General features: G+C 69.0%; 18 protein-coding genes and 1 pseudogene. 15 read left to right on the top strand and 4 right to left on the bottom strand.

Annotation, left to right across the window (positions count from 1 at the left end):
• Positions 1-50: 50 nt before the first annotated feature.
• Entirely contained in the window at positions 51-3,428 is a 3,378-nt protein-coding gene (locus ABIE41_RS23330) for an SEL1-like repeat protein (RefSeq protein WP_192642587.1), read from the bottom strand.
• A gap of 374 nt (positions 3,429-3,802) precedes the next feature.
• Here ABIE41_RS23330 and ABIE41_RS23325 point away from each other — a divergent pair, with 374 nt between their 5' ends.
• The 5 genes and pseudogenes from ABIE41_RS23325 (at position 3,803) to ABIE41_RS23305 (ending at position 10,358) form a co-directional block, all read left to right on the top strand.
• Entirely contained in the window at positions 3,803-4,258 is a 456-nt protein-coding gene (locus ABIE41_RS23325) for a MerR family transcriptional regulator (protein WP_192642586.1), read from the top strand.
• Between the two features lie 219 nt (positions 4,259-4,477).
• The gene (locus ABIE41_RS23320) at positions 4,478-6,274 is read left to right on the top strand and encodes an acyl-CoA dehydrogenase C-terminal domain-containing protein (protein ID WP_192642585.1); all 1,797 of its coding nucleotides are present in this window, start codon (positions 4,478-4,480) and stop codon (positions 6,272-6,274) included.
• Positions 6,275-6,422: 148 nt separating this feature from the next.
• Complete coding sequence (locus ABIE41_RS23315; protein WP_192642584.1) at positions 6,423-7,631, top strand: acetyl-CoA C-acetyltransferase; 1,209 nt, start codon at positions 6,423-6,425, stop codon at positions 7,629-7,631.
• A gap of 11 nt (positions 7,632-7,642) precedes the next feature.
• Positions 7,643-9,451 (top strand): annotated as a pseudogene (locus tag ABIE41_RS23310) (FAD-dependent oxidoreductase); the annotation flags it as partial.
• A gap of 412 nt (positions 9,452-9,863) precedes the next feature.
• Positions 9,864-10,358 carry a peptide deformylase gene (locus ABIE41_RS23305; RefSeq protein ID WP_192642582.1) on the top strand — a complete coding sequence of 165 codons (495 nt, stop codon included), beginning with the start codon at positions 9,864-9,866 and terminating at the stop codon, positions 10,356-10,358.
• A 4-nt stretch (positions 10,359-10,362) separates the two neighbouring features.
• Here the strand turns inward: ABIE41_RS23305 and ABIE41_RS23300 are convergent, their stop codons facing one another.
• Together ABIE41_RS23300 and aptA are read right to left on the bottom strand one after the other, a co-directional pair.
• Complete coding sequence (locus ABIE41_RS23300; RefSeq protein WP_354193239.1) at positions 10,363-10,587, bottom strand: hypothetical protein; 225 nt, start codon at positions 10,585-10,587, stop codon at positions 10,363-10,365.
• A gap of 13 nt (positions 10,588-10,600) precedes the next feature.
• The gene (aptA, locus tag ABIE41_RS23295; protein WP_192642580.1) at positions 10,601-11,941 is read right to left on the bottom strand and encodes an omega-aminotransferase AptA; all 1,341 of its coding nucleotides are present in this window, start codon (positions 11,939-11,941) and stop codon (positions 10,601-10,603) included.
• Positions 11,942-12,120: 179 nt separating this feature from the next.
• Here aptA and ABIE41_RS23290 point away from each other — a divergent pair, with 179 nt between their 5' ends.
• The 3 genes from ABIE41_RS23290 (at position 12,121) to ABIE41_RS23280 (ending at position 16,518) form a co-directional block, all read left to right on the top strand.
• Positions 12,121-13,923 (top strand): tetratricopeptide repeat protein, encoded by a 1,803-nt coding sequence (locus tag ABIE41_RS23290; protein WP_192642579.1) that lies wholly within the window; start codon positions 12,121-12,123, stop codon positions 13,921-13,923.
• A 148-nt stretch (positions 13,924-14,071) separates the two neighbouring features.
• Entirely contained in the window at positions 14,072-15,565 is a 1,494-nt protein-coding gene (locus tag ABIE41_RS23285) for an EAL domain-containing protein (protein WP_192642578.1), read from the top strand.
• Positions 15,566-15,648: 83 nt separating this feature from the next.
• The gene (locus ABIE41_RS23280; RefSeq protein WP_192642577.1) at positions 15,649-16,518 is read left to right on the top strand and encodes a TIGR01459 family HAD-type hydrolase; all 870 of its coding nucleotides are present in this window, start codon (positions 15,649-15,651) and stop codon (positions 16,516-16,518) included.
• Between the two features lie 36 nt (positions 16,519-16,554).
• Here the strand turns inward: ABIE41_RS23280 and ABIE41_RS23275 are convergent, their stop codons facing one another.
• Positions 16,555-16,938 (bottom strand): response regulator, encoded by a 384-nt coding sequence (locus tag ABIE41_RS23275; protein WP_192642576.1) that lies wholly within the window; start codon positions 16,936-16,938, stop codon positions 16,555-16,557.
• Positions 16,939-17,203: 265 nt separating this feature from the next.
• Between ABIE41_RS23275 and ABIE41_RS23270 the strand changes: the two genes are divergently transcribed.
• The 7 genes from ABIE41_RS23270 to ABIE41_RS23240 all read left to right on the top strand — a co-directional run bounded on the left by ABIE41_RS23270 (position 17,204) and on the right by ABIE41_RS23240 (position 26,035).
• The gene (locus tag ABIE41_RS23270) at positions 17,204-17,647 is read left to right on the top strand and encodes a MaoC family dehydratase (protein WP_192642575.1); all 444 of its coding nucleotides are present in this window, start codon (positions 17,204-17,206) and stop codon (positions 17,645-17,647) included.
• Positions 17,648-17,751: 104 nt separating this feature from the next.
• Entirely contained in the window at positions 17,752-18,720 is a 969-nt protein-coding gene (locus ABIE41_RS23265; protein WP_192642574.1) for a bifunctional riboflavin kinase/FAD synthetase, read from the top strand.
• A gap of 327 nt (positions 18,721-19,047) precedes the next feature.
• On the top strand, positions 19,048-22,020 hold the full coding sequence (gene ileS / locus ABIE41_RS23260; protein WP_192642573.1) for an isoleucine--tRNA ligase: 2,973 nt from the start codon (positions 19,048-19,050) through the stop codon (positions 22,018-22,020).
• Positions 22,017-22,499: a signal peptidase II gene (gene lspA, locus ABIE41_RS23255; RefSeq protein WP_192642572.1), complete on the top strand. Its 483-nt coding sequence runs from the start codon at positions 22,017-22,019 to the stop codon at positions 22,497-22,499. Before ileS ends, lspA begins: the two co-directional genes overlap by 4 nt.
• A gap of 75 nt (positions 22,500-22,574) precedes the next feature.
• Positions 22,575-23,219, top strand: a complete 645-nt coding sequence (locus tag ABIE41_RS23250; protein ID WP_192642571.1) for a hypothetical protein — start codon at positions 22,575-22,577, stop codon at positions 23,217-23,219.
• Positions 23,220-23,401: 182 nt separating this feature from the next.
• Entirely contained in the window at positions 23,402-24,688 is a 1,287-nt protein-coding gene (locus ABIE41_RS23245; RefSeq protein ID WP_354193535.1) for a M16 family metallopeptidase, read from the top strand.
• A gap of 51 nt (positions 24,689-24,739) precedes the next feature.
• The gene (locus ABIE41_RS23240; protein ID WP_192642569.1) at positions 24,740-26,035 is read left to right on the top strand and encodes a M16 family metallopeptidase; all 1,296 of its coding nucleotides are present in this window, start codon (positions 24,740-24,742) and stop codon (positions 26,033-26,035) included.
• The last annotated feature ends 210 nt before the right edge of the window (positions 26,036-26,245 follow it).

Genomic DNA, 26,245 nt, shown 5'->3' with positions numbered 1-26,245 from the left:
AAACCATGACGGTTCCAGCGCGCGAGGCCTCGGTCCGGCCGGCGCGGGGCTCAGATCCGGGCGGGCTTGGCCGGCTTCGGCGCCGTCGCGGTCGGCGAGGCCTCCCAGCCCCGTGCGGGCGGGGTCACCTCGTTGGCGGCGGCGCTGGCCTGGCGCGGCTTCCAGGTGGCGGCCTCGGCCTTGGCAGCGGCGAGATCGGTCGGGCTCAGGCGCTGGGAGACTTCGTCGCGCTTGCGCGCGGCGTCGTCGTCGCCCTGGCCGGCGGCCACGGCGAACCAGAGATAGGACTGGGCGAGGTCGGTCGGCGCGCCGAGGCCGCGACCGAGCAGGACGGCCAGATTGTACTGGCTGTCGCGCACGCCATGCTCGGCGGCACGCCGGAACCAGTCGGTGGCCGAGGCATAATCCGGCTTGCCCGAGACACCCTCGGCATGGAGGACGGCGAGGTTGTGCATGGCCTTGGCGTTGCCGCGCTCGGCGGCTCGCGTGTACCAGACCCGGGCCAGCGACAGGTCGCGGGCCGTGCCGATGCCCTTTTCGAACATATTGCCGAGGCGGAACTGGGCCGGGGCGAGCCCGGCGACGGCCGCGCGCTCGAACAGGCGCATGGCGAGCTTCGGATCGCGGGTGGCGGCCGGGCCGTCGGCGGCGCGGCTGGCAAGCTCGTAGACGGCGCGCGCGTCGCCATCGAGGGCGGCCTTGCGCAGCCCCGGGCCGCCGAGCCCGGCGGGCAGCTCGCCCAGGCCAGTCACGGGCTGAACCGTCTCGGCCGTTCCGGGGGTCGGGGTGGCAACCGGCGCCGCGGCGGGCGGGGCCGGAGGCTGGGTGGTCGAGCCGGTGATCTCGGCGGCGGCAGGAGCGCTGGCCGGAACGGCGGCCAGCGTGGTCGCCTGCGGGGCGACGGTGCCGGGCTGCAGAGCCGAGGACTGGTCCTTGGCAGGCGGGGAGGTGGGGGCCTCCTCGCGCGGCGCGATCGGGCTCTGCACGGCTTCGCCGGTCGTGGCCGTGCGCGGGCCTTTCAGCGCGCCGCTGACAAGGTGGGCCGTGCCGAGCGCCAGCACCAGCGCGGCGAGGCCGAGCAGGAGCGGGCGCTTGCGCTTCTCCAGCATCTCCTTGAGGCGGTTGCCGCCCTTGGGCGTCTCGGACGAGGCCGCCGGCGCCGTCGCGGCGGCTTCCGTGGCCGCCTTGGCGGAGCGACGCGCGGCGGCGATCAGGTTCTGGCGGATCGACTGCGGATCCGGCACGCCGCTCGCGGCAGTCTCGGCCCGCGGCCGCCCGGAGCCGGGCTCCAGCGGCACGTCGAGCGCGGCATTGAGCTGGGCCGCCGCCGTGGTGGCGACCGGCTCCGCCTTCGCAGCGGGCGCACGCTCGGGAGCGGCGATACGGTCCTCCATCGCCAGGCTGATGCCGGCGGGCGCGGCCGGCGGCTTGGCGGCGGCGCGCTCGGCGGCAGCCACGCGTGGCGGCATCGGCGTGCGCGGCGCTGCGGCGGCCTGCCGGTCAGACACCAGCTCGGCTTCCAGGCTGGAGAGCCGCGAGATGATGGTTTCGAGCGTCTGGTGGACGGCGCCGATGGCGTCCTGCGTCTCGCGCCCGGTCGAGGCCTGGGTTTCGTGCAGGCCCGACAGCAGCGTGCTGAGCTCCGACAGGCCGCTGGCCTGGGGCGCCTTGTCGAGATGGTCCGACATCGCGGCGCGGGCGGCGCGCTCGGCGGCCTCGGTGGTCTCTTCGCGCAGCGAGCGCAGATGCAGCACGAGGTCCTGCAGCGTGCGCTCCATGCCGGTCTCGGCGGAGCGGGTCGCTGCGGCGGCGTCGAGACGCTGGGCGAGGCCCGAGATCTGCCGCTCCAAGGCATCGAAGGCGCCGGTATCGGCGCCCGGGCGCCCGGCCTCGTCGATCTTCTCGGCGAGATTGCGCAGCATCTCCTCGACCGGGCGCAGATCGACCTGCGCGACCTGAATCGGCTGGCCGTCGCTGACCAGATGGGCGAGGCTGCTGGAGGCGGCGAGGTTCTCGATGCGCCCGGCGAGCGCCTCGATCTGGCGCGTGACCCCCGTGGGCCCCTTTTCCGCGAGCTGCTCGATGCGGGCCTGCAGCGCGTCGATGCGGTCCTCGATCTGGCGGTCGGGACGCGTCTCGATCTTGCCGGCGAGCGTCTGGATCTGCCGGGAAAGGGCCTCCAGCGGCTCGAGATCCTGCAGGCGCGACTGGCTGCGATCCGACAGGATGGCGTCGCGAACATCGTCGATCGCCGACGTCAGGCCTTGAAGCTCGCGCCCGTCAGGGCGGCTGTCGCGCATCCGCCCGATCTCGAGCGACAGCGCGCCGACCTGCTGAGACAGCTCGCCCAGCCGGGCTTCGTTGCCGCTGCTGGCGAGGATGTCGCGCAGCTCGGCGATGTCGCGCTGGACCGGCGCCAGCATCGTGCGGTCGCTGCCGCGCGCGGTGAGCGCGTCGACCTTGGCGGCGAGATGAGCGATCTCGAGTTCGAAGCGTTGGAAGCTCTCGCCCGAGCGGTCCTGAGCGAGGCGCGAAACCTCGGATTCGATCCGCGCCAGCGGCTTTAGGATGGGGTCGAGGCGGTCGCGCGTGTCGAGCCGGTCGAGCTTGGTGCCGAGATCGGCGATGCGGCTCTCGATCTGGTCGATTTGCGGGTCGCGCACAGGGGGCGCCGCACGGACGGGCGCCAGCGGACGCTCGGCGCGGGCGGCGGCCGGCGCGATGCGAGCGCTGAGGTCGCGCAGGTCCTGGCGCAGCGCGGAGATGCGGCTCTCGGCGGCGGCGGTCGGGGCGCGCGGGGCGGCTGTCTCTTCGTCGTCCAGCATGCGCTGGCGCGTGCGGATGTCGGTGACGGCGGCGGCCAGCCCGTCGCGGCTGAAGGCGAGGCGGGGCGCCGGCTCGCTGCGGGCAGGCGCACGCGCGGCCTCGCTCGTGCGGCGTTCGATCTCGACGAGCCGCTCGCCCATCGTTTTGATCGCATCGGCGATGACGCTGGTCGCGCGGTCCTGGCGCTCGGCGGCGGCGCGCTCGCCCGAGCTCATGCGCTGCTCGGCGGTCTCGATCCAGCGGGCGATCGAATCGAGCGCGCCGGCGGTCTTGGCGCTCGACTCCCGGGTCAGCTTCTCGATCTGCGCCGCCTGGGCGAGAACGGCATCGATCTCATGGCGGGCTGTTCCGTCCCGAGGCAGCGGGGGCGCGGGCTGCGGGGCGGTATCCATCTGGCCCTGGGAGAGCCGGGCGAGACGCTCCGACAGGGCCGCGATGTCGAGCTGCTCCGGGGGCGACGACAGCTCGGGCGCGGCTTCCTCGCGGAGCTTGTGGTCCAGCCACTCGCCGAGCGTCATCCCGGCGCGCCGAGCGGCGGCCTTGGCGGCATCGCGCGTGCGGGGATCGACGCCCTTGACGCTCCAGGGCAGGCTGGTGGCCATGTTGACGCTCGCCTTCGGGGCTTCCTGACCAGATCGGAAGAACGCAGGCCCCTGAATGCCGCGGCTTCCTGCGGATCGCCGACACCTGAAGATTACGTTGCCGCAGGCAGGACGCCGATCCGCAGGCGGGAGCTTTTGGCCGACGTGGTAAACAGCGGGTTAAGATTCGCGACCCCAACCGTTAATTTTGTCCCAACGCCGCCTTGACGCGGCGCGCCGAGGCGCTCATTCCACCCCCGGCTAACGGTAACTTACCTCAGGTAAGGGCGATATTACCTGACGCTAGGAGAGCGACCCGTATAGAAGGTCGTCATCCCCCAAGATCGCCGCGATTCAAGCCGGCGACATGTTCCCGTATTCAAGGATTGAACCCGATGTCACGCCAAAGCTCCGCTCTGGCGGCCGCCTCGATTGATACCGGCCGTGCCGACCCCGCCCTGAACGACGCCGATTCCTCGGGCGGTTTCACCATCAGCGATCTCGCCCGCGACTTCGGCGTGACGCTCCGCACGCTGCGCTTCTACGAATCGCGCGGTCTGATCGCGCCGGCTCGTTCGGGCATGACGCGCATCTATTCCAGCCGCGACCGCGCCCGCCTGGCTCTCATCCTGAAGGGTAAGCAGCTCGGGTTCACGCTGGTGGAGATCCGCGCCATGCTCGCCAATGAGGACAAGAAGGGCGCCGACACCGGCGCCGCGTCCGTGGGTGGCCTGCAGCTCAGCCGCGAGCAGGTTCTCGAGCAACTCGACCTGCTGCGCGCCCAGCGCTCGGAGATCGACGACGCCATCGCCGAGCTCGAAGCCTCTGCCGCCCGCTTCGCCAAGTCCTGAGCAGGCGAGGCGCGGGAACGGCGGATAGCCTCCGCCTGACCACGTCTTCCATGCATGTCATCGACGCCCCGGCATCCGCCGGGGCGTTTGTCGTTAGGGCCTCCTCACAACGCACGAACTCGCGAGCTTCCTTGCCAAAGCCGTCGAGATAGTTTAGATATGAACTATCACGATGCGTCGCGGTCGACGGCGCTCGAAGCGATGCGAGGGAGGCACGCCATGCCGGTTTACAAGGCACCCGTCGAAGACACCCTGTTTCTGCTGAACGACGTCTTCAACATCGAACGCTACAACAACCTGCCGGGCTTCGCCGATGCGACGCCGGACGTGGTCGAGGCCGTTCTCGGCGAGGGCGCCAAGCTCTGCGAGGAGGTGCTCCAGCCGCTGAATCATTCCGGCGATCAGGAGGGCTGCACCCGCCACGCCGATGGCCGCGTCACCACGCCGAAAGGCTTCAAGGCGGCTCATGAGGCCTATGCCCAGGGCGGCTGGATCGGGCTGGCCATGGATCCGGAGTATGGCGGCCAGGGTCTGCCCTACACACTCGGCGCCGTCATGAACGAGTTCGCCTCCTCGGCGAACATGGCCTTTGCCATGTATCCCGGCCTGACCATGGGCGCGATCGCTGCGCTGAACGTCCACGGCTCGGACGAGCAGAAGCGCACCTATCTGCCCAAGATGATCGAGGGCATTTGGTCGGGCACCATGAACCTGACCGAGCCGCATTGCGGCACCGATCTCGGGCTGATCAAGACCAAGGCGGTCCCCAACGGCGACGGCTCGTATTCCATCACCGGCACCAAGATCTTCATCTCGGCCGGCGAGCAGGACATCACCGAGAACATCATCCACCTCGTGCTCGCCCGCATCGAGGGCGCGCCGGCCGGCGTCAAGGGCATCTCGCTCTTCGTCGTGCCGCGCAATGCGATCGGTGAAGACGGCTCAGTGGGCGAGAACAACCACGTCTCCTGCGGCTCGATCGAGCACAAGATGGGCATTCACGGCAACGCCACCTGCGTCATGAACTATGACGGGGCGAAGGGCTGGCTCATCGGCACGGAAAACAAGGGCCTCAACGCCATGTTCGTGATGATGAACGAGGCCAGGCTCGGCGTCGCCATTCAGGGGCTGGCCCAGTCCGAGGTCGCCTACCAGAACGCCGTCGTCTATGCGAAGGACCGCGTCCAGGGCCGCTCGCTGACCGGCGCCAAGAGCCCCGACAAGGCCGCCGACCCGATCATCGTCCATCCCGACGTCCGCCGCACCCTGATGTCGATCAAGGCCTTCAACGAGGCGGCGCGCGCCTTCGTGCTCTGGAACGCGCTGAAGTCGGACATCGCCCATCGTTCGGGCGACGAAGCCGAGCGCCAGGCAGCCGACGACCAGCTCGGCCTGATGACGCCGGTGCTGAAGGGCGTGCTCACCGATGTCGGCTTCGACAACGCGGTGAAGGCCCAGCAGATGTTCGGCGGCCATGGCTACATCGCCGAATGGGGCATGGAGCAGTTCGTGCGCGATGCCCGCATCGCCATGATCTACGAGGGCGCCAACGGCGTGCAGGCGATGGACCTCGTCGGCCGAAAGCTCGGCCGCGACGGTGGCCGCGCCATCATGGCCTTCTTCAACGAGGTCGGCACGTTCCTGAAGGAGAACGGCGAGGACGAGGCGCTGAAGCCTCTTCTGGCGCCGCTGGCCGCCTCGCTCGGCCATCTCCAGCAGGCGACGATGTGGTTCATGAACAACGCGCTCGCCAAGCCCGATAATGCCGGCGCCGGCGCGACCGACTACATGCACCTGCTCGGCCTCGTCTCGCTCGGCTATATGTGGGCCAAGATGGCCAGGGTCGCGCAGGACAAGCTCAAGGCCGGCGCCAATGGCGCGACCGAGCGCATGAACACCAAGCTCGTCACGGCCCGCTTTTTCATGGAGCGCAGCCTGCCCGAGACGGCGGCGCATCTGGCACGGATCACCAGCGGCTCGGATTCGACGATGGCGCTGAGCGCCGAGCAGTTCTGACGATCGCGCCTCATGGTCGGGCTTGACCCGACCATCTCTGGCAGACCTTGCCGAAACCGCTGGATGACGAGATGGTCGGGTCAAGCCCGACCATGACGTCCGGCACGAAAACGAGCCGCCTCGCAGCGGCCAGCCCGGGAGGCCCCTGATGGCAGACGCATTCATCTACGACCATGTCCGCACGCCGCGCGGCAAGGGCAAGGCCGACGGCTCGCTGCACGAGGTCACCGCGATCGAGCTCGGCACGACGACGCTGCGCGCGATCCGGGACCGCAACGACCTCGACACCAAGCTCGTCGAGGACGTCGTCTTCGGCTGCGTCGATCCGGTCGGCGAGGCCGGTGCCGACATCGCCCGCACGGTCGCCCTCAAGGCCGGCTACGGCAAGGAGGTGCCGGGCATCCAGATCAACCGCTTCTGCGCCTCGGGGCTGGATGCGGTGAACCTCGCCGCCGCGCAGGTGATGTCGGGCCAGAAGGAGATGGCGATCGGCGGCGGCGTCGAGAGCATGAGCCGCGTCGGCATGGGCGCCTCGGGCTTCGGCATCGCGCTCGACCCCTCCGTCGCCATCGACACGTATTTCATGCCGCAGGGCATCTCGGCCGATCTGATCGCGACGAAATACGGTTTCTCGCGTGACGATGTCGACGCCTATGCCGTGCGCTCGCACAAGCGCGCCCATGCCGCCTGGGAGGCGGGACGCTTCAAGAATTCGGTCATCCCGGTCACCGACGTCAACGGCCTGACCATCCTTGCCCGCGACGAGACGATCCGGCCGGGCACCGACATGCAGGCGCTCGCTGCGCTGAAGGCCTCCTTCGTCCAGATGGGCGAGATGGGCGGGTTCGACGCGGTCGCGACGGCGGCGCATCCCGATGTCGAGTTCGTCAATCACGTGCACCATGCCGGCAACTCCTCGGGCATCGTCGATGGCGCGGCGGCCGTTCTCGTCGGTTCCAAGAAGGGCGGCAAGGCGGCGGGGCTGAAGCCGCGCGCCCGCATCCGCGCCTTCGCCACCGTTGGCTCGGATCTCGCGCTGATGCTGACCGGCCCGGTCGACGTCACCGAGCTGGTGCTGCGCAAGGCCGGCATGACCACCAAGGACATCGACCTGTTCGAGCTGAACGAGGCGTTTTCCTCTGTCGTGCTGCGCTTCCAGCAGGCCTTCGACATCGACGACGACATCCTGAACGTGAATGGCGGCGCGATCGCCATGGGCCACCCGCTCGGCGCCACCGGCGCGATGATCCTGGGCACCGTGCTCGACGAGCTGGAGCGGACGGACAAGAACACCGCCCTGGTGACGCTCTGCGTCGCCGCCGGCATGGGCGTCGCCACCATCATCGAACGGGTTTGAGGAAAGCCATCATGAACCTCACCAATTTCCGCTTCGAGACCGATTCCGACGGCATCGCGACCGCGACCTGGGACATGCCGGGCCGCTCGATGAACGTCATCACGCCCGAGCTGATGGCCGAGATCGACCAGATCATCGACACGGTCGCCTCGACCGAGGCGATCAAGGGCTGCGTGATCACCTCCGGCAAGGAGGCCTTCTCCGGTGGCGCCGACCTGACCATGCTGCAGGGCCTGCGCGACCTCTTCGTCAAGCTGTCGAAGGAGAAGGGCGAGCCCGTCGCGATGCAGAGCTTCTTCGACGAGAGCCGCAAGCTTTCGCTGCTCTACCGCAAGCTCGAAACCTGCGGGAAACCCTTCGCCGCTGCCATCCACGGCGTCTGCCTCGGCGGCGCTTTCGAACTCGCGCTCGCCTGCCAGTACCGCGTCGTCTCCGACGATGCCTCGACCCGCGTCGGCCTGCCCGAGATCAAGGTTGGGCTCTTCCCCGGCGCCGGCGGCACCCAGCGCGTCGCACGGCTGATGCAGACCGGCGACGCCCTCCAGATGATGTTCAAGGGCGAGCAGGTGAAGGCGCTGCCCGCGCGTAACACCGGCCTCGTTCATGCCGTCGTCCCACGCGATCAGCTCGTGGCCAACGCCAAGGAGTGGCTCAAGGCCAACCCGACTGCGACCGCTCCCTGGGACCAGAAGGGCTTCAAGCTGCCCTCCAACAAGGTCTATTCGCCGGCCGGCATGCAGATCTGGCCGCCCGCCAACGCGATCTATCGCCGCGAGACCAACGACAACTACCCGGCGGCCCGCGCCATCCTCTCGGCCGTCTACGAGGGCCTGCAGCTCCCGATCGACCTCGGTCTCAAGGTCGAGAGCCGCTACTTCGCCAAGATCCTGCGGACGAAGGAGGCGGCCTCGATGATCCGCTCGCTCTTCGTCTCGATGCAGGAGCTCAACAAGGGCGCGCGCCGCCCCGCCGATGTGCCGCCGAGCAAGCTGAAGAGGGTCGGCGTCGTCGGCGCAGGCTTCATGGGCGCCGGCATCGCCTATGTCACGGCCCAGGCCGGGCTCGAGGTCGTGCTGGTCGACCGCGACCAGGAGGCCGCCGACAATGGCAAGGCCTATTCGCACAAGCTCGTCTCCGACCAGATCATGAAGGGCCGCGCCAAGACCGCCGACCGCGACGCGCTGCTCGGGCGCATCACCGCCACGGCCGACTATGCCGCGCTCAAGGGCTGCGACCTCGTCGTCGAGGCCGTCTTCGAGGATCCCAAGGTCAAGGCCGAGGTCATCGCGAAGGTCGAGGTGGCTGTCGGCCCCAAGACCGTCTTCGGCTCCAACACCTCGACGCTGCCGATCACCGGGCTCGCCACCACGAGCCAGCGGCCGCAGAACTTCATCGGCATCCATTTCTTCTCGCCAGTCGAGAAGATGCTGCTGGTCGAGGTCATCATGGCCAAGAAGACCGGCAAGAAGGCGCTCGCCATGGCGCTCGACTTCGTCCGCGCCATCAAGAAGACGCCGATCGTCGTCAACGATACGCGCGGCTTCTACGCCAATCGCTGCGTCGGCAATTATCTGCGCGAAGGCCATCTTATGCTGATGGAGGGCGTGCCGCCGGCGATGATAGAGCAGGCCGGCAAGCAGGCCGGCATGCCGGTCGGTCCGCTCTCGCTCAATGACGAGGTCGCGGTCGATCTCGCATTCAAGGTGCTGAAGGCCACCAAGGCCCAGCTCGGCGAGGGTGCCGTCGATCCCGCGCAGGAGAAGCTGCTCTCCGACATGGTCGAGAAGAACGGACGTCTCGGCCGCAAGAACCGCAAGGGCTTCTACGACTATCCGGAATCCGGGCCCAAGCGCCTCTGGCCGGGGCTGGCCGATCTCGTCGGCAAGCGTCTGGCGCCGGAACAGGTCGATATGGAGGAGCTGCAGCACCGCCTTCTGGTGACGCAGGCGCTGGAGGCGGCGCGCACCTATGAGGAAGGCGTCGTCACCGATCCGCGCGAGGCCGATGTCGGCTCGATCATCGGCTTCGGCTTCGCGCCCTATTCGGGCGGCACGCTGTCCTTCATCGACAATATGGGCGCGGCCGCCTTCGTGAAGCTCTGCGAGGGGCTCGCCAAGAAGCATGGCGAGCGCTTCAAGCCCAACCGCCAGCTCAAGCGCATGGCCAAGACCGGCGAGAGCTATTACGGCGCCGCCGCCGCGAAGGCCGCAGCCAAGGCAGCCTGAGGCAGCCTTGGCAATCCTGCCGATCCTCCGGTTCCCCGATCCGCGCCTGCGCGCGGTCGCGGAGCCGGTCGAACGCTTCGATGCGGATCTGCGCCAGCTCGCCGCCGATCTGCTGGAGACGATGCGTGCCGCGCCCGGCGTCGGCATCACCGCGCCCCATGTCGGCGTGCCCCTGCGCCTCGTCGTGCTGGAGCTGACGCCCGGCGAGGTCCGCACTTATGTCAACCCGCAGATCCTCTGGGCCTCGCCGGAAACCGCCCGTACAACCGAAGGCAGCGTCTTGATGCCCGGCGTCACCGAGGAGGTCGAGAGGCCGGCGAAAATCCGCGTGAGCTGGCGCGATCTCGACGGCACCGCCCATGAGGCGGAGGCCGAAGGCTTCCTCGCCACCTGCCACCAGCACGAAATCGACCAGCTCGACGGAATCTTCTGGCTCCAGTGCCTTTCGCGGCTGAAGCGAGAGCGGGTGATCGCGCGGTATGGGAAGCTGGGGCGTGCTTAGCGGCTCACTTTCCGAAGGCCTTCTGTAGGATTGCGAGCAGTTCCGTTCCAGATGCGCGATCAAACTGCAGTGTCTGACTAAGTTTCCCCGGAACATCGCGGTCGTGCGATCCGAACGTGTCGATCTGCACGACCGGGCCTCGCGCGCCTTCACCAAACGTTTTGATGCGCGCGTGCACTTCGGTTGGATGGGCACGGCCCTTGGTGGGGCCGACCTCGATGCGTGTCACGCGCGCCATCACTTTACCCCGCCACGGCCCGGATCACCCGGCGCGTCTTCTCGACGATCTCGCCGATCTGGTCTTCGGTCACGATCAGCGGCGGGGTCAGCGCGATCGTGTCACCGGTGACGCGGATCATCAGGCCCTCCTCGTGGAAGGCGTGCTCCATCGCGGCATAGGCGCGCTTGCCGACGCCTTCGGGCCGCGAGGACAGGTCGATGCCGGCGACGAGCCCGAGCGTGCGGATGTCGAGCACGTTGGGCTCCTCCTTCAGCTCCATGATCGCATCGGCCCAGAGCGGCTCCAGTGTCTTCGCCCGCTCGAACAGGCCCTCGTCGCGATAGATGTCGAGCGTCGCCAGCGAAGCCGCCGCCGCCAGCGGATGGCCGGAATAGGTGTAGCCGTGGAACAGCTCGATCGCATTCTCCGGGCCGTTCATGAAGGCATCGTAGATGTGCTTGCGCACGATCACGCCGCCCATCGGCACGGTGCCCGAGGTCACGCCCTTGGCGAAGGTGATCATGTCGGGGATGACGCCGTAGCGCTCGGCCGCGAAGGCGAAGCCCAGCCGCCCGAAGCCCGAGATGACCTCGTCGAAGATCAGCAGGATGCCGTGCTTGGTGCAGATCTCGCGCAGGCGCTGGAGATAGCCCTTGGGCGGCGGCAGCACGCCGGTCGAGCCCGCCATCGGCTCCACCATCACGGCGGCGATGGTCGAGGCGTCGTGCAGGGTGACTATCCGCTCGAGCTCGTCGGCGAAATGCGCGCCGTACTCCGGCTCGCCCTTGGTGAAGCGCTGCTTCTCGCGGTCATAGGTCGCGGGCATGTGATCGGAGCCCGCCAGCAGCGAGCCGAAGAACTTGCGGTTGGAGACGATGCCGCCGACCGAGATGCCGCCGAAGCCGACGCCGTGATAGCCGCGCTCGCGCCCGATCAGCCGGGTCTTCGAGCCCTTGCCGGTGACGTTCCAGTAGGCGATCGCGATCTTCAGCGCCGTGTCGGCGGCCTCAGAGCCGGAGCCGGCGAAGAACACATGATCGAGATCGCCCGGCGCCAGCGCCGCGATTCGGGCGGCGGCCGCGAAGACCTTGGGATGGCCGAACTGGAAATTCGGGGCGAAATCGAGCTCCTCGGCCTGGGCCTGGATCGCCTCGATGATCGGCCGGCGCTTGTGCCCGGCATTGCAGCACCACAGGCCCGCCGTGCCGTCCATCACCGGCTTGCCCTCGGGGGTGTAGTAGTACATCCCCTCCGCCCGGGAGATCATGCGGGGGCGCTGCTTGAAGGCCCGGTTCGCCGTGAACGGCATCCAGAAGGCCTCGAGATCGTTAGGGCTCGCGATCGGGGAGGAGGCTGCGGTCATCGGGCGGATCCTGTGATTAACAATAACTCAACCTAACAGCACGATCCGGGCTGTAAATCGCATGCGGGACGGGGCATCCCTGCGTGGCCGTGACAGCGGGGGCGTGTTGGCGCAGTGGGGTGACCCAGCGTCGCTTTTGCTGTAATCCGAAAAAGGGGTGTAAACTGAACCGGACCCCCATGGACGCATTTGGCGCAGGCTCGGAACCGCTCGAAAACGAACCTGTCGCGGAGATCCGCGCGGGGCTCGCGCGCATCCTCGCGTCGGATGCCTTCCGCGCGGCGCCGCAGCTTTCCGCCTTCCTCGCCTTCATCGTCGAACGCGCCATCGCCGGCCGCGGCGGCGAGCTGAAGGGCTACACCATCGCGGTCGAGGCTTTCGGCCGTTCTCCCGATTTCGATCCGCAGTCGGACCCGATCGTCCGCGTCGAGGCCGGCCGCCTGCGCCGGGCGCTGGCGCAGTACTATGCCGGCGAGGGCACGGCCGATCCGCTGCGAATCACCATCCCCGTCGGCGCCTATGTCCCGGCCTTCGAGCGCGTCGAGCGTATGGCGGCCGAAGTCGAGGGGCCGGCGCGCAGCGTCCTCGACCCGTCCTTCCCGCCGTCTGGACCGCGCCATCCGATGCCGGCCGGCGAGCGGCCGCTCGAGCGCCGCCTCGCGAAGCGCTGGCCGCTGGCGGCGGGTCTGTCGCTGGGCCTGGCACTGCTCTCGCTCGCGGCCTGGTATGGCGGCCTGCTGGGGGCGCGCACGGACAACCGCGTCGCCTCGATGCGGGAGGCCGGCGCGGCGATGGCGAGCACGGGCCAGGAGATGCCCCTTGCCAGCCCCGGCAAGCCTGTCGCGGAACCGCTGGAGACGACCGTCCTCGTCATCTCGGTGCCGGACCTGCCCGATGCCGAGCTCGCCGCAGCCTCCCGCCGCTTCACGAATTTCCTGGTCGATGCGCTCTCCCGTTTCGACGACCTCCTGACCGTCAAGGTGCCGGCACCCGGGCAGCCGCTGCCGCCGGAAGCGGACTATGTGCTGGAGATGTCGGCCCACAGCGTCGCCGGCAGCACGGAAGGCTTCGGCCGGCTGAAGGCGGTCCCGGACGGGCGCATCATCTGGTCGGCCTCCTCGACGCGCGTCCTGACCGCGAATGACGAGGACCTTCCCGAAAATGCGAGGCGGCTGGCGACGCGGCTGGCGGAGCCCTTCGGCATCATCCACGCCGACATCCGTCAGAACCGGCCCGCAGGCCCGATGCGCTGCATCTATGAGGCGATCGACGTGCGCCGGACGATGGCGGCGCAGGACCATCTCGCCGCCCGCAGCTGCCTGCTGGATCTGGTCCGGCGTGATCCGACCTTTTACCCCGCCTGGATCCAGCTCGCCCAGTTGACGGTCTTCGAGCAGAGCTTCGGCTTCAACCCGCTGCCGGACCCGCCGCTGGAGCGCGCCCTGACGGCGGCGCTGACGGCGGTTCGGCTCGCGCCCTCCAGCGCCCGCGCGCAGCAGGCGCTGATGACGACGCTGTTCAAGCGCGGCGCCATCGACGAAGGGCTGGCCGCCGGGCGGATCGCCATGGCCCGCAACCCCTATGATCCCGACATCATGGCGATGCTCGGCGCCCGCTACATCCAGCTCAACCGGCCGGCCGAGGGGCTGCCGATGCTGGAGAAGGCGATCGCGCTGAGCGCCGGGCGCCCGGCCTCCTATGATTTCTATGCCCTGCTGGGCGCCCATCTCCTCGGTGCGCGGCAGGTGTCGCGCGGGCATGGCGAATTCCTCGGCGGCGGCAACCATCCCTTCTCGCTGCTCGGGCGCGCGATCCGTGCTGTGCAGACCGGCGACACCGACGAGCGCGCCCGCGCGCTGAGCGAACTTTGCGAGCAGTTCCCGGCCTTCCACAGCGAGCCACGGACCTGGCTGCTGCGTCGCGGCTTCGGGGTTGAGGTCACCGATCGCCTGCTCGCGGAGCTGGGCGTCGGCCGCCACTGACGGCGGCGCCCGCCCTTGCCGGGGGAGAACTGGCCTTTCGACGGGTGAAAACGGGCTAAAGCTCGCCTCCGCGCGGGTCTGCGGCTAGTGTTGTTGCAGTGGTGTGATTCGCCGTTTCTCCCGATCAACCCCTCGCGCGATCGCTGCCTTGGCCCCTCTCCGACCGAATGCCCTGCATCCTCTCGCCAGCGCCGTCACCGGCCTGTCGGCGGGCGCGGTCCTGACGCTGCTCTGGCCGACGCCTCTGGGTGCCGCGCTCGGCCTGTTGCTGGCCGGCGCGGGCTGGCTCGGCTCGATGTGGCTGACCGACCGGAGGTCGCAAGCGCAGCGCGAGCAGGTCCTCGCCGCCGTTGGCGAGGTCAAGGTTCGGCTGGCGACCAACGCGATCCGTATCGATGCCCTCTCCAAGCGCGTCGAGCAGATGCCGATGCGCGATGCCGATGCCGCTCCCGCGCGAGCCGCCATCAACGAACTCACGGCCGAGGTCGGTCTTCTCGGCGATCTGATCCACCAGGTCGCCACCACACTGGCCGATCACGACGCCGCCCTGGCCGCGGTTCAGTCGCGCGCCGCCGCCCCGGAGCCGGAAGTACGATCCCCGGCCATGGCTTTGGCCGCTGCCAAGGCTGCGCCGCTGGTCGTCGTCGATCCGGAAGCCGCGCGGCAGGAGCGCCTGAAGGCACAGGCGGCCGAGCGTGCGGAAGCCGCCCGCCAGGCGGAGGAGCGCGCGGCCTCGGAGCGCGCCGCCGTCATCGGGGCCGCCCTGTCGGACGGTCGCGTCGAGGTTCATCTGCAGCCGATCGTACAGCTGCCGCAGCGCCGCACGCGCGGCTATGAGGCGCTGGTGCGGCTGCGGCTCGATGAGCACACGCTGCTGCTGCCGCACGAGTTCATCCCCGTCATCGAGGAGCGCGGCTTCGGCCCGACGCTCGATGCGCTCGTGCTGACCCGGGCCTTGGCCATCGCCCGCCATCTCGGCTCCAAGCCCGGCGAACTCTTCGTCTCCTGCAATTTTAGCAGCGCGACCTGGAGTTCCTCGAAGGCGCTGGCAACGCTGTCGCGCATCCTCGAAAAGTATCGCGAGCACACCGGCCACCTCATCATCGAGATGCCGCAGCGCGTGTTCCGCGGGTTGGACCCGGCCAGCCTCGGCTTGCTCGGCGCCATGTCTGCCAATGGCGTGCGCTTCGCGCTCGACGAACTGGCCGATCTCAGGCTCGACCCCGTGTCGCTGTTCGATCGCGGCATCCGCTTCGTCAAGGCGCCCGCCGCCCTGCTGATGGAGCAGGTCGACAACCAGACGGCCGACATCGCGCCGGCCGATCTCACGGCGCTGCTGGCGCGTGCCTCGATCGTCCTGATCGCCGACCAAGTCGGCGACGACCCGACCGTCGCGGATATGATCGATCTCGGCGTCGCGATGGGGCAGGGGGCGGTCTTCTCGCCACCGCGACCGGTCAAGCCAGACGTCTTCGCCGAGCCGGCCGAACCCGCCGCGGCCGAGCAGCCGGCGCCGCCCGCCCCCGCGCCGGAGCAGCGCCTGGCCGAGGTCGTGGACTATCCCGCCCAGCCGGCGGCCGCCCGCGAGGCTCCGCCGGAGCGGCAGTCCTTCCGCTCGGTCCTGCGCCGCGCCACGGCCTGACCGCCGCCGCCCGGCCTTTCGCAGGTGCGAGGCGCGGCGTGATCCTGTAAAGCCGGCGGCATCGAGTCAGGGAGCCACCCGCCGTGCCGTCATCCGCCACCCCGCCGACCCTGCCGCTGTCGGGCTTCTCCGAGATCGCCGGCCGTTTCGACCTCTGCCTCTGCGATGTCTGGGGCGTGGTCCATAACGGCGTTGCCGCGTTCCGCGAGGCCGTCGCGGCCCTTGTCGCGATGCGCGAGCGCGGAATCACCGTCATCCTCGTGACCAACGCCCCGCGGCCCGCCGCGGTGATCGAGCAGCAGTTGGACGGTTTCGGCGTGCCGCGCTCGGCCTGGGACGCGATCGTCACCTCCGGCGATGTCTGCCGCGGCCTGATCGCGGCGCGGGCCGGCCGGCCGATGTTCAGGCTCGGGCCGGAGCGGGACCGGCCCCTCGTCGCAGGCCTCGACGCGCCCGAGGTTGCGCCCGAGGCTGCGGATTACGTCCTCTGCACCGGCCTAATGGATGACGAGACCGATACGGCCGAGACCTATGCCGGGCTGCTCGCCGGCTTCGCCGCGCGCGGGCTCGAGATGATCTGCGCCAATCCCGACCTCGTCGTCGAACGCGGCGGCAAGATCGTGCCCTGCGCCGGCTCGGTCGCGCTGGCCTATGAGGAGATCGGCGGGCGGGCGATCTATGCCGGCAAGCCGCATGCCCCGATCTACGAGGCGGCGCTGGCAGAAGCCGAGCGGCGGCGCGGCGCGCCGATCCCGCGCGAGCGGGTCTGCGGTATCGGCGACGCCATCCGCACTGACATCGCCGGCGCGGACGCCTTCGGCATCACGGGCATCATGGTGCTGGCGGGCATCCATGCGCAGGATCTGATGGAGGCGTCCTGGGACGAGCGCCACGGCTGGTTCGGCCGGCAGAGCCACCGCCCCGCCTATGCGCTGCCGCATCTCGTCTGGTGAGGCGCGGCAGGCGCGGGCTGGCGCCTCGCGCGGGGATCAGCCCGTGCAGACGGATTCGATCTTCGAGCGCAGGGTCTGCGCGTTGAACGGCTTCACGATGTAGTTGTTCACGCCGGCCTTCTTGGCGGCGATGACGTTTTCGGTGCGCGATTCCGCCGTCACCATGATGAAGGGCGTCGAGGCCAGCGCGTCTTCCTCGCGCACCCTCTGCAGCAGCTCGAAGCCGGTCATCGGCTCCATGTTCCAGTCGGAGATCACCAGGCCGTACTGCTTGTCCCGCATCTTGGCGATGGCCGCCTGTCCGTCCGAAGCATCGTCGACATTCTCGAAACCCAGCTGTTTCAGCAGGTTGCGGATGATCCGGACCATCGTCTGGTAATCATCGACCACCAGAATGGGCATGGACGGGTCGAGAGCCATTGCGGTGCTCCAAGCAAACGGTGACGGCGCGGATCAAGCCGCGCCGGGCCGCTGCAAGCGCGGCGGCAGTCAGTGGACCCAGCGTTACCGCGGCCTTGTTTCAAAGCCGTTAATCCAATGCCGCAGTGACGATGGGTTACGGGCTTTTGCCCGCCAGCCACGAAAGTCCAATGGCCGGCTTTTTGCCGCTGTGAGAGGTTGCGACGCAGCAAAGATCGATCCAGCCGCGCCCCCACGCCGTGGTCGAACCGAGGCATCCGCACCGATGACCAGCGCCCTTTATACCGTCCACGCCTTCGAGGACCTGACGATCGGCATGAGCCAGAGCCTCATGCGGACGGTGATGGAGCGCGACGTTTCGCTCTTTGCGGACCTCTCCGGCGACGCCAACCCGATCCATCTCTGCGACCGCTACGCCGCCAATACCAAGTTCGGCCAGCGCATCGCCCATGGCATGCTGACCGCGAGCCTGGTCTCGGCTCTGCTCGGCACGCGGCTGCCGGGCCCCGGCGCGGTCTATCTGTCGCAGACCCTGACCTTCCTCGCGCCCGTCAAGATCGGCGACGTGGTGACGGCGCGCGTCGAGGTGATGGAACTGGTGGCGGAGCGCCGCCGCGCCCGGCTGTTCTGCGAATGCCTGGTCGACGGCAAGGCCGTGCTCGAGGGCGAGGCCTGGGTCGCCCTGCCGCCGGCCCGGCCGCGCGGCTGACGCTGCCGACGGCCATCGGGCGACGGCCCGGCTTGACGCTTCGCCGCCGCTGGCCAATGAGGGGCCGGTCCGGCGCATGCCGGATGTCCGGATCGCCCGCACCGATGACCTCTTCCGCCGACGCATCCTCCAGCTTCGTTCTCGACCTCGACAAGCCCGTGCCGGCGGCGCTGCGCGGCTGCGTCGTCGCGCTCGGCAATTTCGACGGGGTGCATCGCGGCCATGCCGAGCTGGCGCGCGAGGCCGTCGATCTGGCCGGAACACTCGGGCGGCAGGCGGCGGCGCTGACCTTCGAGCCCCATCCACGCAGTGTCTTCAAGCCCGAGGAGCCGGTCTTTCGCCTGACGCCGCCCGCCGTGAAGACGGAGCTGCTCGGCGGGCTCGGCCTGCCGCTCACCTTCGTCCTACCCTTCGACCGGGCCGTCGCCGCGATCCAGGCGGAAGCCTTCGTCGACGATCTTCTGCTCGGCCGCCTCGGTGCCGCCGGTCTCGTCTGCGGTTACGATTTCCACTTCGGCCAGGGCCGGGCGGGCTCGCCGGAGATGCTGCAGGAGCGCTGCGCGGGGCAGGGCGTCCCCGTCGTCGTCGTGCCGCCCTTCGCCTGGGAGGGCGAGCCCGTCTCCTCGACCCTGATCCGCACGGCCCTCGAGCACGGCGACGTCGCCCGCGCGGCGGGCCTGATCGGCCGGCCCTGGTTCGTGCGCGGCGTCGTGGCCCATGGCGACAAGCGCGGCCGCGAGCTCGGCTACCCCACCGCCAACCTGCATCTGCCCCGCGACTGCCGGCTGAAATACGGCATCTATGCCGTGCGCATGAAGATCGACGGCATCTGGCATGACGGCGTCGCCAGCTTCGGCAGCCGCCCGACCTTCGACGACGGCGCGCCGCGGCTGGAAACCTTCGTCTTCGACTTCGCCGGCGACCTCTATGGCCAGCAGGTGGACGTCGCGCTCGTCGCCTGGCTGCGCGGCGAGGCGAAGTTCGACTCGCTGGAAGCCCTGATTACCCAGATGGACGCCGACAGCGCCCGCGCCCGCGAGATCCTGAGCACCACGCCGCCCTTCCTTCCGTAAGGGGGCTTTGCTAGAGCAACCTCGCGTTAGAAAAGCGCGCCGTCATCCCGGGCGACCGCAGGGAGACCCGGGATCCATTCCTGAGCCTTTCCGGATGACCGTAGTGGTTCCTGCGCTGAGATTTTTGCTCTAGAAGCCGATCATGATCATGTTGCGCATCTTCCGCTTCATCAGGCTCCGGCGAATTACGGGCCCGGCTGCCGCCCTGCGCTAGAAGCGCGGGCGTGCGCGCAGGCCGGGTGACCGTCGCAATTCTTCCTGTTTTCCAGCGGACAGCGCCACGCCAGACGATGATGGCAGGCCAGCCCGCCTTGCCCGAGCCGGACCATGACCGACAAGACCGCCGATACATCCGCCGCCGTCGATTATTCCCAGACGCTGTTCCTGCCCCAGACCGAGTTCCCGATGCGGGCCGGGCTGCCGCAGCGCGAGCCGGAACTGCTCGCCCGCTGGGCGAAGATGGACCTCTACCGCAAGCTGCGCGAGGCCGGCAAAGGCCGCGACCGCTTCGTCCTGCATGACGGCCCGCCCTACGCCAACGGCAACATCCATATCGGCCATGCGCTCAACAAGGTCCTGAAGGATCTCGTCACGCGCTCGCAGCAGATGCTGGGCTTCGATTCCAACTATGTGCCGGGCTGGGACTGCCACGGCCTGCCGATCGAGTGGAAGATCGAGGAGCAGTACCGCGCCAAGGGGCTGAACAAGGACGACGTCGATGTCGTTGAGTTCCGCAAGGAATGCCGCACCTTCGCCGAGCACTGGGTCTCGATCCAGCGCGAAGAGTTCAAGCGGCTCGGCGTCGAGGGCGACTGGGACGACCCCTACCTGACCATGGCCTTTCCCGCAGAGGCGCAGATCGCCCGCGAGATCATGAAATTCGCCGAGACCGGCCAGCTCTATCGCGGCTCCAAGCCGGTGATGTGGTCGGTCGTCGAGAAGACCGCGCTGGCCGAGGCCGAGGTCGAGTACGAGGAGCACACGAGCGACACGGTGTTCGTGGCGTTTCCGGTCGAACTCGCGACCGAACGAGAAGACCAAAATCTCTACTGCAATGCGTCGGTCGTCATTTGGACGACGACGCCTTGGACAATTCCCGGCAACCGCGCGATCTCATTCAACCACAAGATCGCCTACGGTCTTTATCGCGTCACTGCCGCGCCTGAGAATAACTGGGCGAAGGTCGGTGCGACCTACATCCTCGCGAAAAATCTGGCCGAAGGCGTATTCAAAGCTGCGAAGGTCGAAGCTTTTGAACTAGTCCAAGAAATTGACGCGACGGATGTCGCCGGCCTGACCTGCGCCCACCCCCTGCGTGGCCGCGGTTACGACTTCGACGTGCCCCTGCTCGACGGCGACCATGTCACCGACGATGCCGGCACCGGCTTCGTCCACACCGCGCCGGGCCATGGCCGCGAGGACTTCGATGTCTGGATGAGCAATGGCCGCCAGCTCTCCGAGCGCGGTATCGAGACCCGCATCCCCTACACCGTCGATGCCGATGGCCGCTTCACCACCGACGCGCCGGGCTTCGAGGGCGCGCAGGTCATCACCGACAAGGGCGAGAAGGGCAACGCCAACGAGGTCGTCATCAAAGCGCTCGCGGCGTCCGGCAACCTCGTCGCGCGCGGGCGGCTCAAGCACCAGTATCCCCATAGCTGGCGCTCGAAGAAGCCGGTGATCTTCCGCAACACGCCGCAATGGTTCATCGCCATGGACAAGGGCGTCGACACGCTGGGCAACCGCACCCTACGCGAGGTCGCGCTCGGCGCGATCAAGGACACCCAATGGGTCCCCGCAGCGGGTGAGAACCGCATCAACGGCATGATCGCCAACCGCCCCGACTGGGTGGTTTCGCGCCAGCGCGCCTGGGGCGTGCCGATCACCGTCTTCGTCGCGAAGGAGAGCAAGGAGATCCTCGTCGATGCGAAGGTGAACGCCGCCATCGCCGAGGCCTTCGAGGCGGAAGGCGCCGACGCCTGGTTCACCGACACCGACGGTGCGCGCTTCCTGAAGCCCTTCGGCTATGACCCGGCGAGTTACGAGCGCGTCACCGACGTGCTCGACGTCTGGTTCGATTCAGGCTCGACCCACGCCTTCACACTGGAGAAGCGGGCCGATCTGCGCGCAAGGCGCCGCGGCGACGGCGGCAATGACCGGGTGATGTATCTCGAGGGCTCGGACCAGCATCGCGGCTGGTTCCACTCCTCGCTGCTCGAAAGCTGCGGCACGCGCGGCCGCGCGCCCTACGACATCGTGCTGACGCACGGCTTCTGCCTCGACGAGAAGGGCGAGAAGATGTCGAAGTCCAAGGGCAACGTCACCGCGCCCCAGGACATCATCAAGGACTCGGGCGCCGACATCCTGCGCCTCTGGGTCGCGGCGGCCGACTATTCCGACGATCTGCGCATCGGCAAGGAGATCCTGAAGACCTTCGTCGAGACCTACCGCAAGCTGCGCAACACGATGCGCTGGATGCTCGGCACGCTCGCCCATTTCAGCGAGGACATCCGCGTCGCCGACGTCCAGACCATGCCGGAGCTGGAGCGGCTGATGCTGCACCGGCTGGCCGAGATCGGCCCGCAGGTCGAGGAGGCCTACCGGACCTACGACTACAAGAAGGTCGTGACGCTGCTGTCGCAGTTCATGAACACCGAGCTCTCGGCCTTCTATTTCGATGTCCGCAAGGACGCGCTCTATTGCGATCCGCTCTCGAGCCATGTCCGCAAGAGCGCGCTCACCGTCGTCGACCATCTCTTCCGCTGCCTGACGACCTGGCTTGCGCCGATCCTGGTCTTCACCGCCGAGGAAGCCTGGCTGGAGCGTTATCCCGAGCAGAAGACGCTCGACGGCTCGGTCCATCTCGAACTCTTCGCCAGCGTGCCCGATGCCTGGCTCGATGCCGAACTGGCCGAGCGCTGGAGCAAGATCCGCAAGGTCCGCCGCGTCGTCACCGGCGCACTCGAGCTGGAGCGCGCGGCCAAGCGTTTGGGCTCCTCGCTCGAAGCCGCCCCGCAGGTCTTCGTCTCCGATCCCGATCTGCTCGCGGCACTGTCGGGAGCCGATCTCGCCGAGATCAGCATCACCTCCGCCATCCGCGTCGAGAGCGGGGAGGGCCCGGCCGATGCGGTCCGCCTGCCCGAGGTGCCGGGCGTGGCGGTCGTCCCCCACCGCGCCGACGGCGTCAAATGCGCGCGCTCCTGGCGGTATTTCGATCCCGCTACGGCCGACCCGGCCTATCCCGCCGTGACGCCGCGTGACGCGAAGGCGCTGCGCGAACTGGGCCGGGGCGCCGCGTGAGCCCCGCCCGCCGCCTCGGCCTTGCCATCGTCCTGGTCGTCTTCCTCGTCGACCAGGCGCTGAAGCTCTGGCTGCTCTTCGGGCTGCGCCTGGCGGAGACGGGACCCTTCGCGGTCACACCCTTCATGGACATCGTGCTCGCCTGGAACCGCGGCATTTCCTACGGCCTGTTCCAGCAGCACAGCGACATCGGCCGCTGGGGCCTCGTCGTGATCTCGATCGCGGCCGCGATCTGGCTCGGCCGCTGGATGTGGCGCGAGCAGCGGCCGCTGACGGTGGCGAGCCTCGCCCTCATCGTCGGCGGCGCGCTCGGCAACGGGCTCGACCGCGCCGTCTATGGCGCGGTCGTGGACTTCGTTCACCTGCATTGGGGCAGCTTCAGCTGGTACATCTTCAACATCGCCGACGCCGCCATCGTTGTCGGGGTGGTCGGGCTGCTGTATGAGTCCTTCCGGCCGGCGGCCGAAAACGCGGCCTGAAACCGGCTTCGCCATCGTTTTGCCGTTCGTCTGCGGTTAGAGACGGGGAAGCAATATCCCCGAGGGAGGTTTGACATGGCGCATCGCATCCGCGTGACGCATCTGCTGCTGGCCGGCGGCCTCGCCTTGGCGGCGCAGCCCGCGCTCGCCCAGGAAGGCATGCTCTTCAAGAACCTGATGGAAGGCGTCGTCGGCGGCCGTCCGGGTGACGACATCGAGTATCGCCAGCGCCCGCCGCTGGTCGTGCCGCCGAACTCGACCCTGCCGCGTCCGCAGGACCCCGCCAGCGCCCGCAATGCCGCCTGGCCGAATGATCCCGACGTCGCCGCCCGCCGCGCCGATGCCGCTGCCGCCCGCGCGCCTGCCGGCTCCAACCCCAACTGGCGCAACAACCCGATGCTGAGCCAGGAAGAGCTGCGCCGCGGCCGCACCACCCGCGACACCGGCCGGCCCGAAGTCACCGAGGAACACAACAACTACAACAACCAGATCGCGCCGATCCGCGTCGGCCGCGAGCTGGCGACCCGCCAGAACCAGGTGGCGCTCGATCAGCTGAACTACGGCTCCGAGCCGCCGCGCCGCACGCTCTCCGAGCCGCCGGTCGGCTATCGTCGTCCCGCCGGCTCCGCCCCGGTGGGCCCCGGTCAGGGCGGCCCGGTCGAGGACAAGCAGGCCGTCGGCCAGCGCGAGTTCCTCACCGGCCAGGTGCCGATGCAGTAAGCCGCAAGGCCGCGGTGTCCCTTATGGGGCGCTGCGGCGTCGCGGCTCTGGGCCGGCCACTGGCGTTTCGCGCCGGCAACACATAAGTGCCCAACGAGGCGGTGCGTCGTTCCGATGCGCCGCCTCGCTGACATCGGTACGCGGCGCCGGCGTGCCCGATCATGGAGACGGCCCAGGTGAACATGCACGCGCAGCCGACCGCGGCCGCCCAGCCGGTCGAATCCTTTCGCCTCGCAAACGGTCTCGACGTCGTGGTGGTGCCGGACCGGCGCGCCCCCGTCGTCACCCACATGGTCTGGTATCGCAACGGCTCGGCCGATGATCCGGCCGGCAAGTCCGGCATCGCCCATTTCCTCGAGCACCTGATGTTCAAGGGCACGGCGAAGTGGCCGGCGGGCGAGTTCTCCAAGATCGTCGCCGGCCTCGGCGGCCAGGAGAACGCCTTCACCTCCTTCGACTACACCGCCTATTTCCAGCGCGTGCCGAAAGAGCACCTGCGCGCGATGATGGATTACGAGGCCGACCGGATGACCGGGCTGGCCTTCGACGAGAGCGTCGTCGGGCCCGAGCGCGACGTGGTGCTGGAAGAGCGCAAGATGCGCGTCGATGCCGACCCCGCCGCCCAGCTCGGCGAGGAATTCTCGGCCGCGCTCTTTGTCCACCACCCCTATGGCACGCCGATCATCGGCTGGGAGCATGAGATCGAGGGGCTGAACCGCGACGACGCCTTCGCCTATTACCAGCGCTTCTATACGCCGGAGAACGCGATCCTGGTCGTGGCCGGCGACACCGACGCCGACACGGTCCGCCGCCTTGCGGAGGAAACCTATGGCGCCATTCCCGCCCGCGGCGAGGCCCCGGTCCGCAAGCGCCCGGCCGAGCCCGATCCGCGCGCCGCGCGCCGGGTCTCGCTCAGCGACCCGCGCGTGCGCCAGCCTTCGCTGCGGCGCGGCTGGCTGACGCCGACCTATCTCAGCGGCGATGCCGGCGAGGTCTTCGCGCTTGAGCTCCTGGCCGAGATCCTCGGCGGCGGGACCACCTCGCGGCTTTACCGCCGCCTCTGCGTCGAGGCCGATCTGGCCTCCGGCGCCAGCGCCTATTTCATGGGCTCGATGGTCGACCGTGCCGCCTTCCAGCTCTCGGTCAGCCCCCGCCCCGGCGTCGAGATGGCGGCGCTGGAAGCGGGGCTCGATGCCGCGCTCGCCGCCTTCCTCAGCGAGGGGCCGAGCGAACTCGAACTCGCCCGCGCCCGCACCCGCCTCGTCGCCGAGACGATCTTCGCCCGCGACAGCCAGTCCTCGCTCGCCCGCATCTTCGGGGCGTCGCTGGCGGTCGGTGAGACGGTCGAGGACGTGCTGGCCTGGCCGGCTCGCATCGAGGCCGTCTCGCGCGACGCCGTTCTGGATGCGGCGCGGCGCTATCTGCGCCCCGATCGCGGCGTCACCGGCCTGCTCCTGCCCGCCGCCTGATCCGTCCTCCTTCCGCACGGGGCCGCGTTCCGGCCCGAGCCAGGACATGACATGAACGCTCCGATTCCCGCTGCCGCCACCAGCCTCGCCGGCCCCTCGGTCCCGGTCCAGAAGGTCCGCTCGCCTGCCGGCGTCGAGGCCTGGCTGGTCGAGGAACACAGCCTGCCGCTGATCGCGGTCGATTTCGCCTTCGACGGCGGCGCGACGCGCGATCCCGAGAACGCCGCCGGCAGCGCCTATCTCGTCTCCGGCCTGCTCGACGAGGGCGCGGGCGATCTCGACGCCGAGGCCTTCCAGGGCCGGCTCGCCGACCACGCCATCAGCCTCGGCTTCGATGCGCGCCGCGACGACTTCCATGGCCATCTCCAGACGCTGTCGAGCCATCGCGACACCGCTTTCGAGTTGCTGGCGCTGGCGCTGAACGCCCCGCGCTTCGACGCGGACGCCGTCGCGCGCGTCAAGGGTCAGGTCATTTCCGGGCTTCAGCGCCAGGCCCAGAACCCCGAAACCCTCTGCCGCAACGCGCTCTACGCCGCCGCCTTCCCCGGCCACCCCTATGGCCGGCCCGAGAAGGGCGATGTCGACAGCGTCTCGCGTCTCGAGGCCGCCTCGCTGAAGGCGCTCTCGCGCGATCTCCTGGCGCGGGCCGGGCTGAAGGTGGTCGTGGTCGGTGACATCACCGCCGATGAACTCGCCCGCCGGCTCGACCAGGTCTTCGGCGGACTGCCGGAAGGGCTCCCGCGCGCGCAGCCGGGTGAGGCCCTGCCGATCCAGGGCCTCGGCCAGACCCACACCATCGACCTCGACGTGCCGCAGACCGTGCTCCGCTTTGTCGGCCCAGGCCTGATGCGGCACGACCCCGATTTCATCGCGGGCAGCGTGCTGAACCACATCCTCGGCGGCTCGGCCTTCACCTCGCGGCTCTTCATGGAGGTCCGCGAGAAGCGCGGTCTGGCCTATGGCGTCTCCTCGAGCCTGCTGCCGCTGCGCGAAGGCGCGATGCTGGTCGGCGGCACCGCGACCAAGAACGAGCGCGCGGCCGAATCGATGAGCGTGATCCGCGAGGAGATGGCCAAGCTGGCCAATGAGGGCCCGAGCGAGCACGAGGTCGCCGAGGCCAAGCGCTACATCATCGGCTCCTATCCTCTGCGCTTCGACACCTCGCCCAAGATCGCCTCGGAACTGCTGGGCCTCGCCGTCAACGGCTTCGAGCCGGAGTTCCTAAGCGAACGCAACAGCCTCTTCGCCGCGGTGACGCTGGCCGACGTCAAGCGCGTCGCCGAGCGCCTCTTCGGCGATCCGCGCCTGCTGGTCCAGGCGGTGGGCCGGCCCGTCGGGCTGGTGTGAGTGTCTTTGAGCCCTCATCCTGAGGAGCCGCGCAGCGGCGCCTCGAGGGATGCTCCAGAGGGTTCGGGAGCCTGCTGCAACATCCTTCGAGACGCAGCCTTCGGCTGCTCCTCAGGATGAGGGCTGAGAGAGGCGCAGTGGCGCGGACATGAGCCGCTCCCATCCACTATCCTGCCTCAACGCTGCCCTTCGATTCGCCGCGCCGCCCGC

It is taken from the genome of Bosea sp. OAE506, assembly GCF_040546595.1.
Lineage (GTDB): Bacteria > Pseudomonadota > Alphaproteobacteria > Rhizobiales > Beijerinckiaceae > Allobosea.
This window is presented reverse-complemented; position numbering and strand designations above follow the sequence as displayed.

Excerpts from the sequence above, each read along its gene's own strand:
- ABIE41_RS23330 (WP_192642587.1), bottom strand. The coding sequence starts at position 3,428 with ATGGCCACCAGCCTGCCCTGGAGCGTCAAGGGCGTCGATCCCCGCACG.
- ABIE41_RS23325 (WP_192642586.1), top strand. The coding sequence starts at position 3,803 with ATGTCACGCCAAAGCTCCGCTCTGGCGGCCGCCTCGATTGATACCGGC.
- ABIE41_RS23320 (WP_192642585.1), top strand. The coding sequence starts at position 4,478 with ATGCCGGTTTACAAGGCACCCGTCGAAGACACCCTGTTTCTGCTGAAC.
- ABIE41_RS23315 (WP_192642584.1), top strand. The coding sequence starts at position 6,423 with ATGGCAGACGCATTCATCTACGACCATGTCCGCACGCCGCGCGGCAAG.
- aptA (WP_192642580.1), bottom strand. The coding sequence starts at position 11,941 with ATGACCGCAGCCTCCTCCCCGATCGCGAGCCCTAACGATCTCGAGGCC.
- ABIE41_RS23290 (WP_192642579.1), top strand. The coding sequence starts at position 12,121 with ATGGACGCATTTGGCGCAGGCTCGGAACCGCTCGAAAACGAACCTGTC.
- ABIE41_RS23275 (WP_192642576.1), bottom strand. The coding sequence starts at position 16,938 with ATGGCTCTCGACCCGTCCATGCCCATTCTGGTGGTCGATGATTACCAG.
- ABIE41_RS23270 (WP_192642575.1), top strand. The coding sequence starts at position 17,204 with ATGACCAGCGCCCTTTATACCGTCCACGCCTTCGAGGACCTGACGATC.
- ABIE41_RS23265 (WP_192642574.1), top strand. The coding sequence starts at position 17,752 with ATGACCTCTTCCGCCGACGCATCCTCCAGCTTCGTTCTCGACCTCGAC.
- ileS (WP_192642573.1), top strand. The coding sequence starts at position 19,048 with ATGACCGACAAGACCGCCGATACATCCGCCGCCGTCGATTATTCCCAG.
- ABIE41_RS23250 (WP_192642571.1), top strand. The coding sequence starts at position 22,575 with ATGGCGCATCGCATCCGCGTGACGCATCTGCTGCTGGCCGGCGGCCTC.
- ABIE41_RS23245 (WP_354193535.1), top strand. The coding sequence starts at position 23,402 with ATGCACGCGCAGCCGACCGCGGCCGCCCAGCCGGTCGAATCCTTTCGC.
- ABIE41_RS23240 (WP_192642569.1), top strand. The coding sequence starts at position 24,740 with ATGAACGCTCCGATTCCCGCTGCCGCCACCAGCCTCGCCGGCCCCTCG.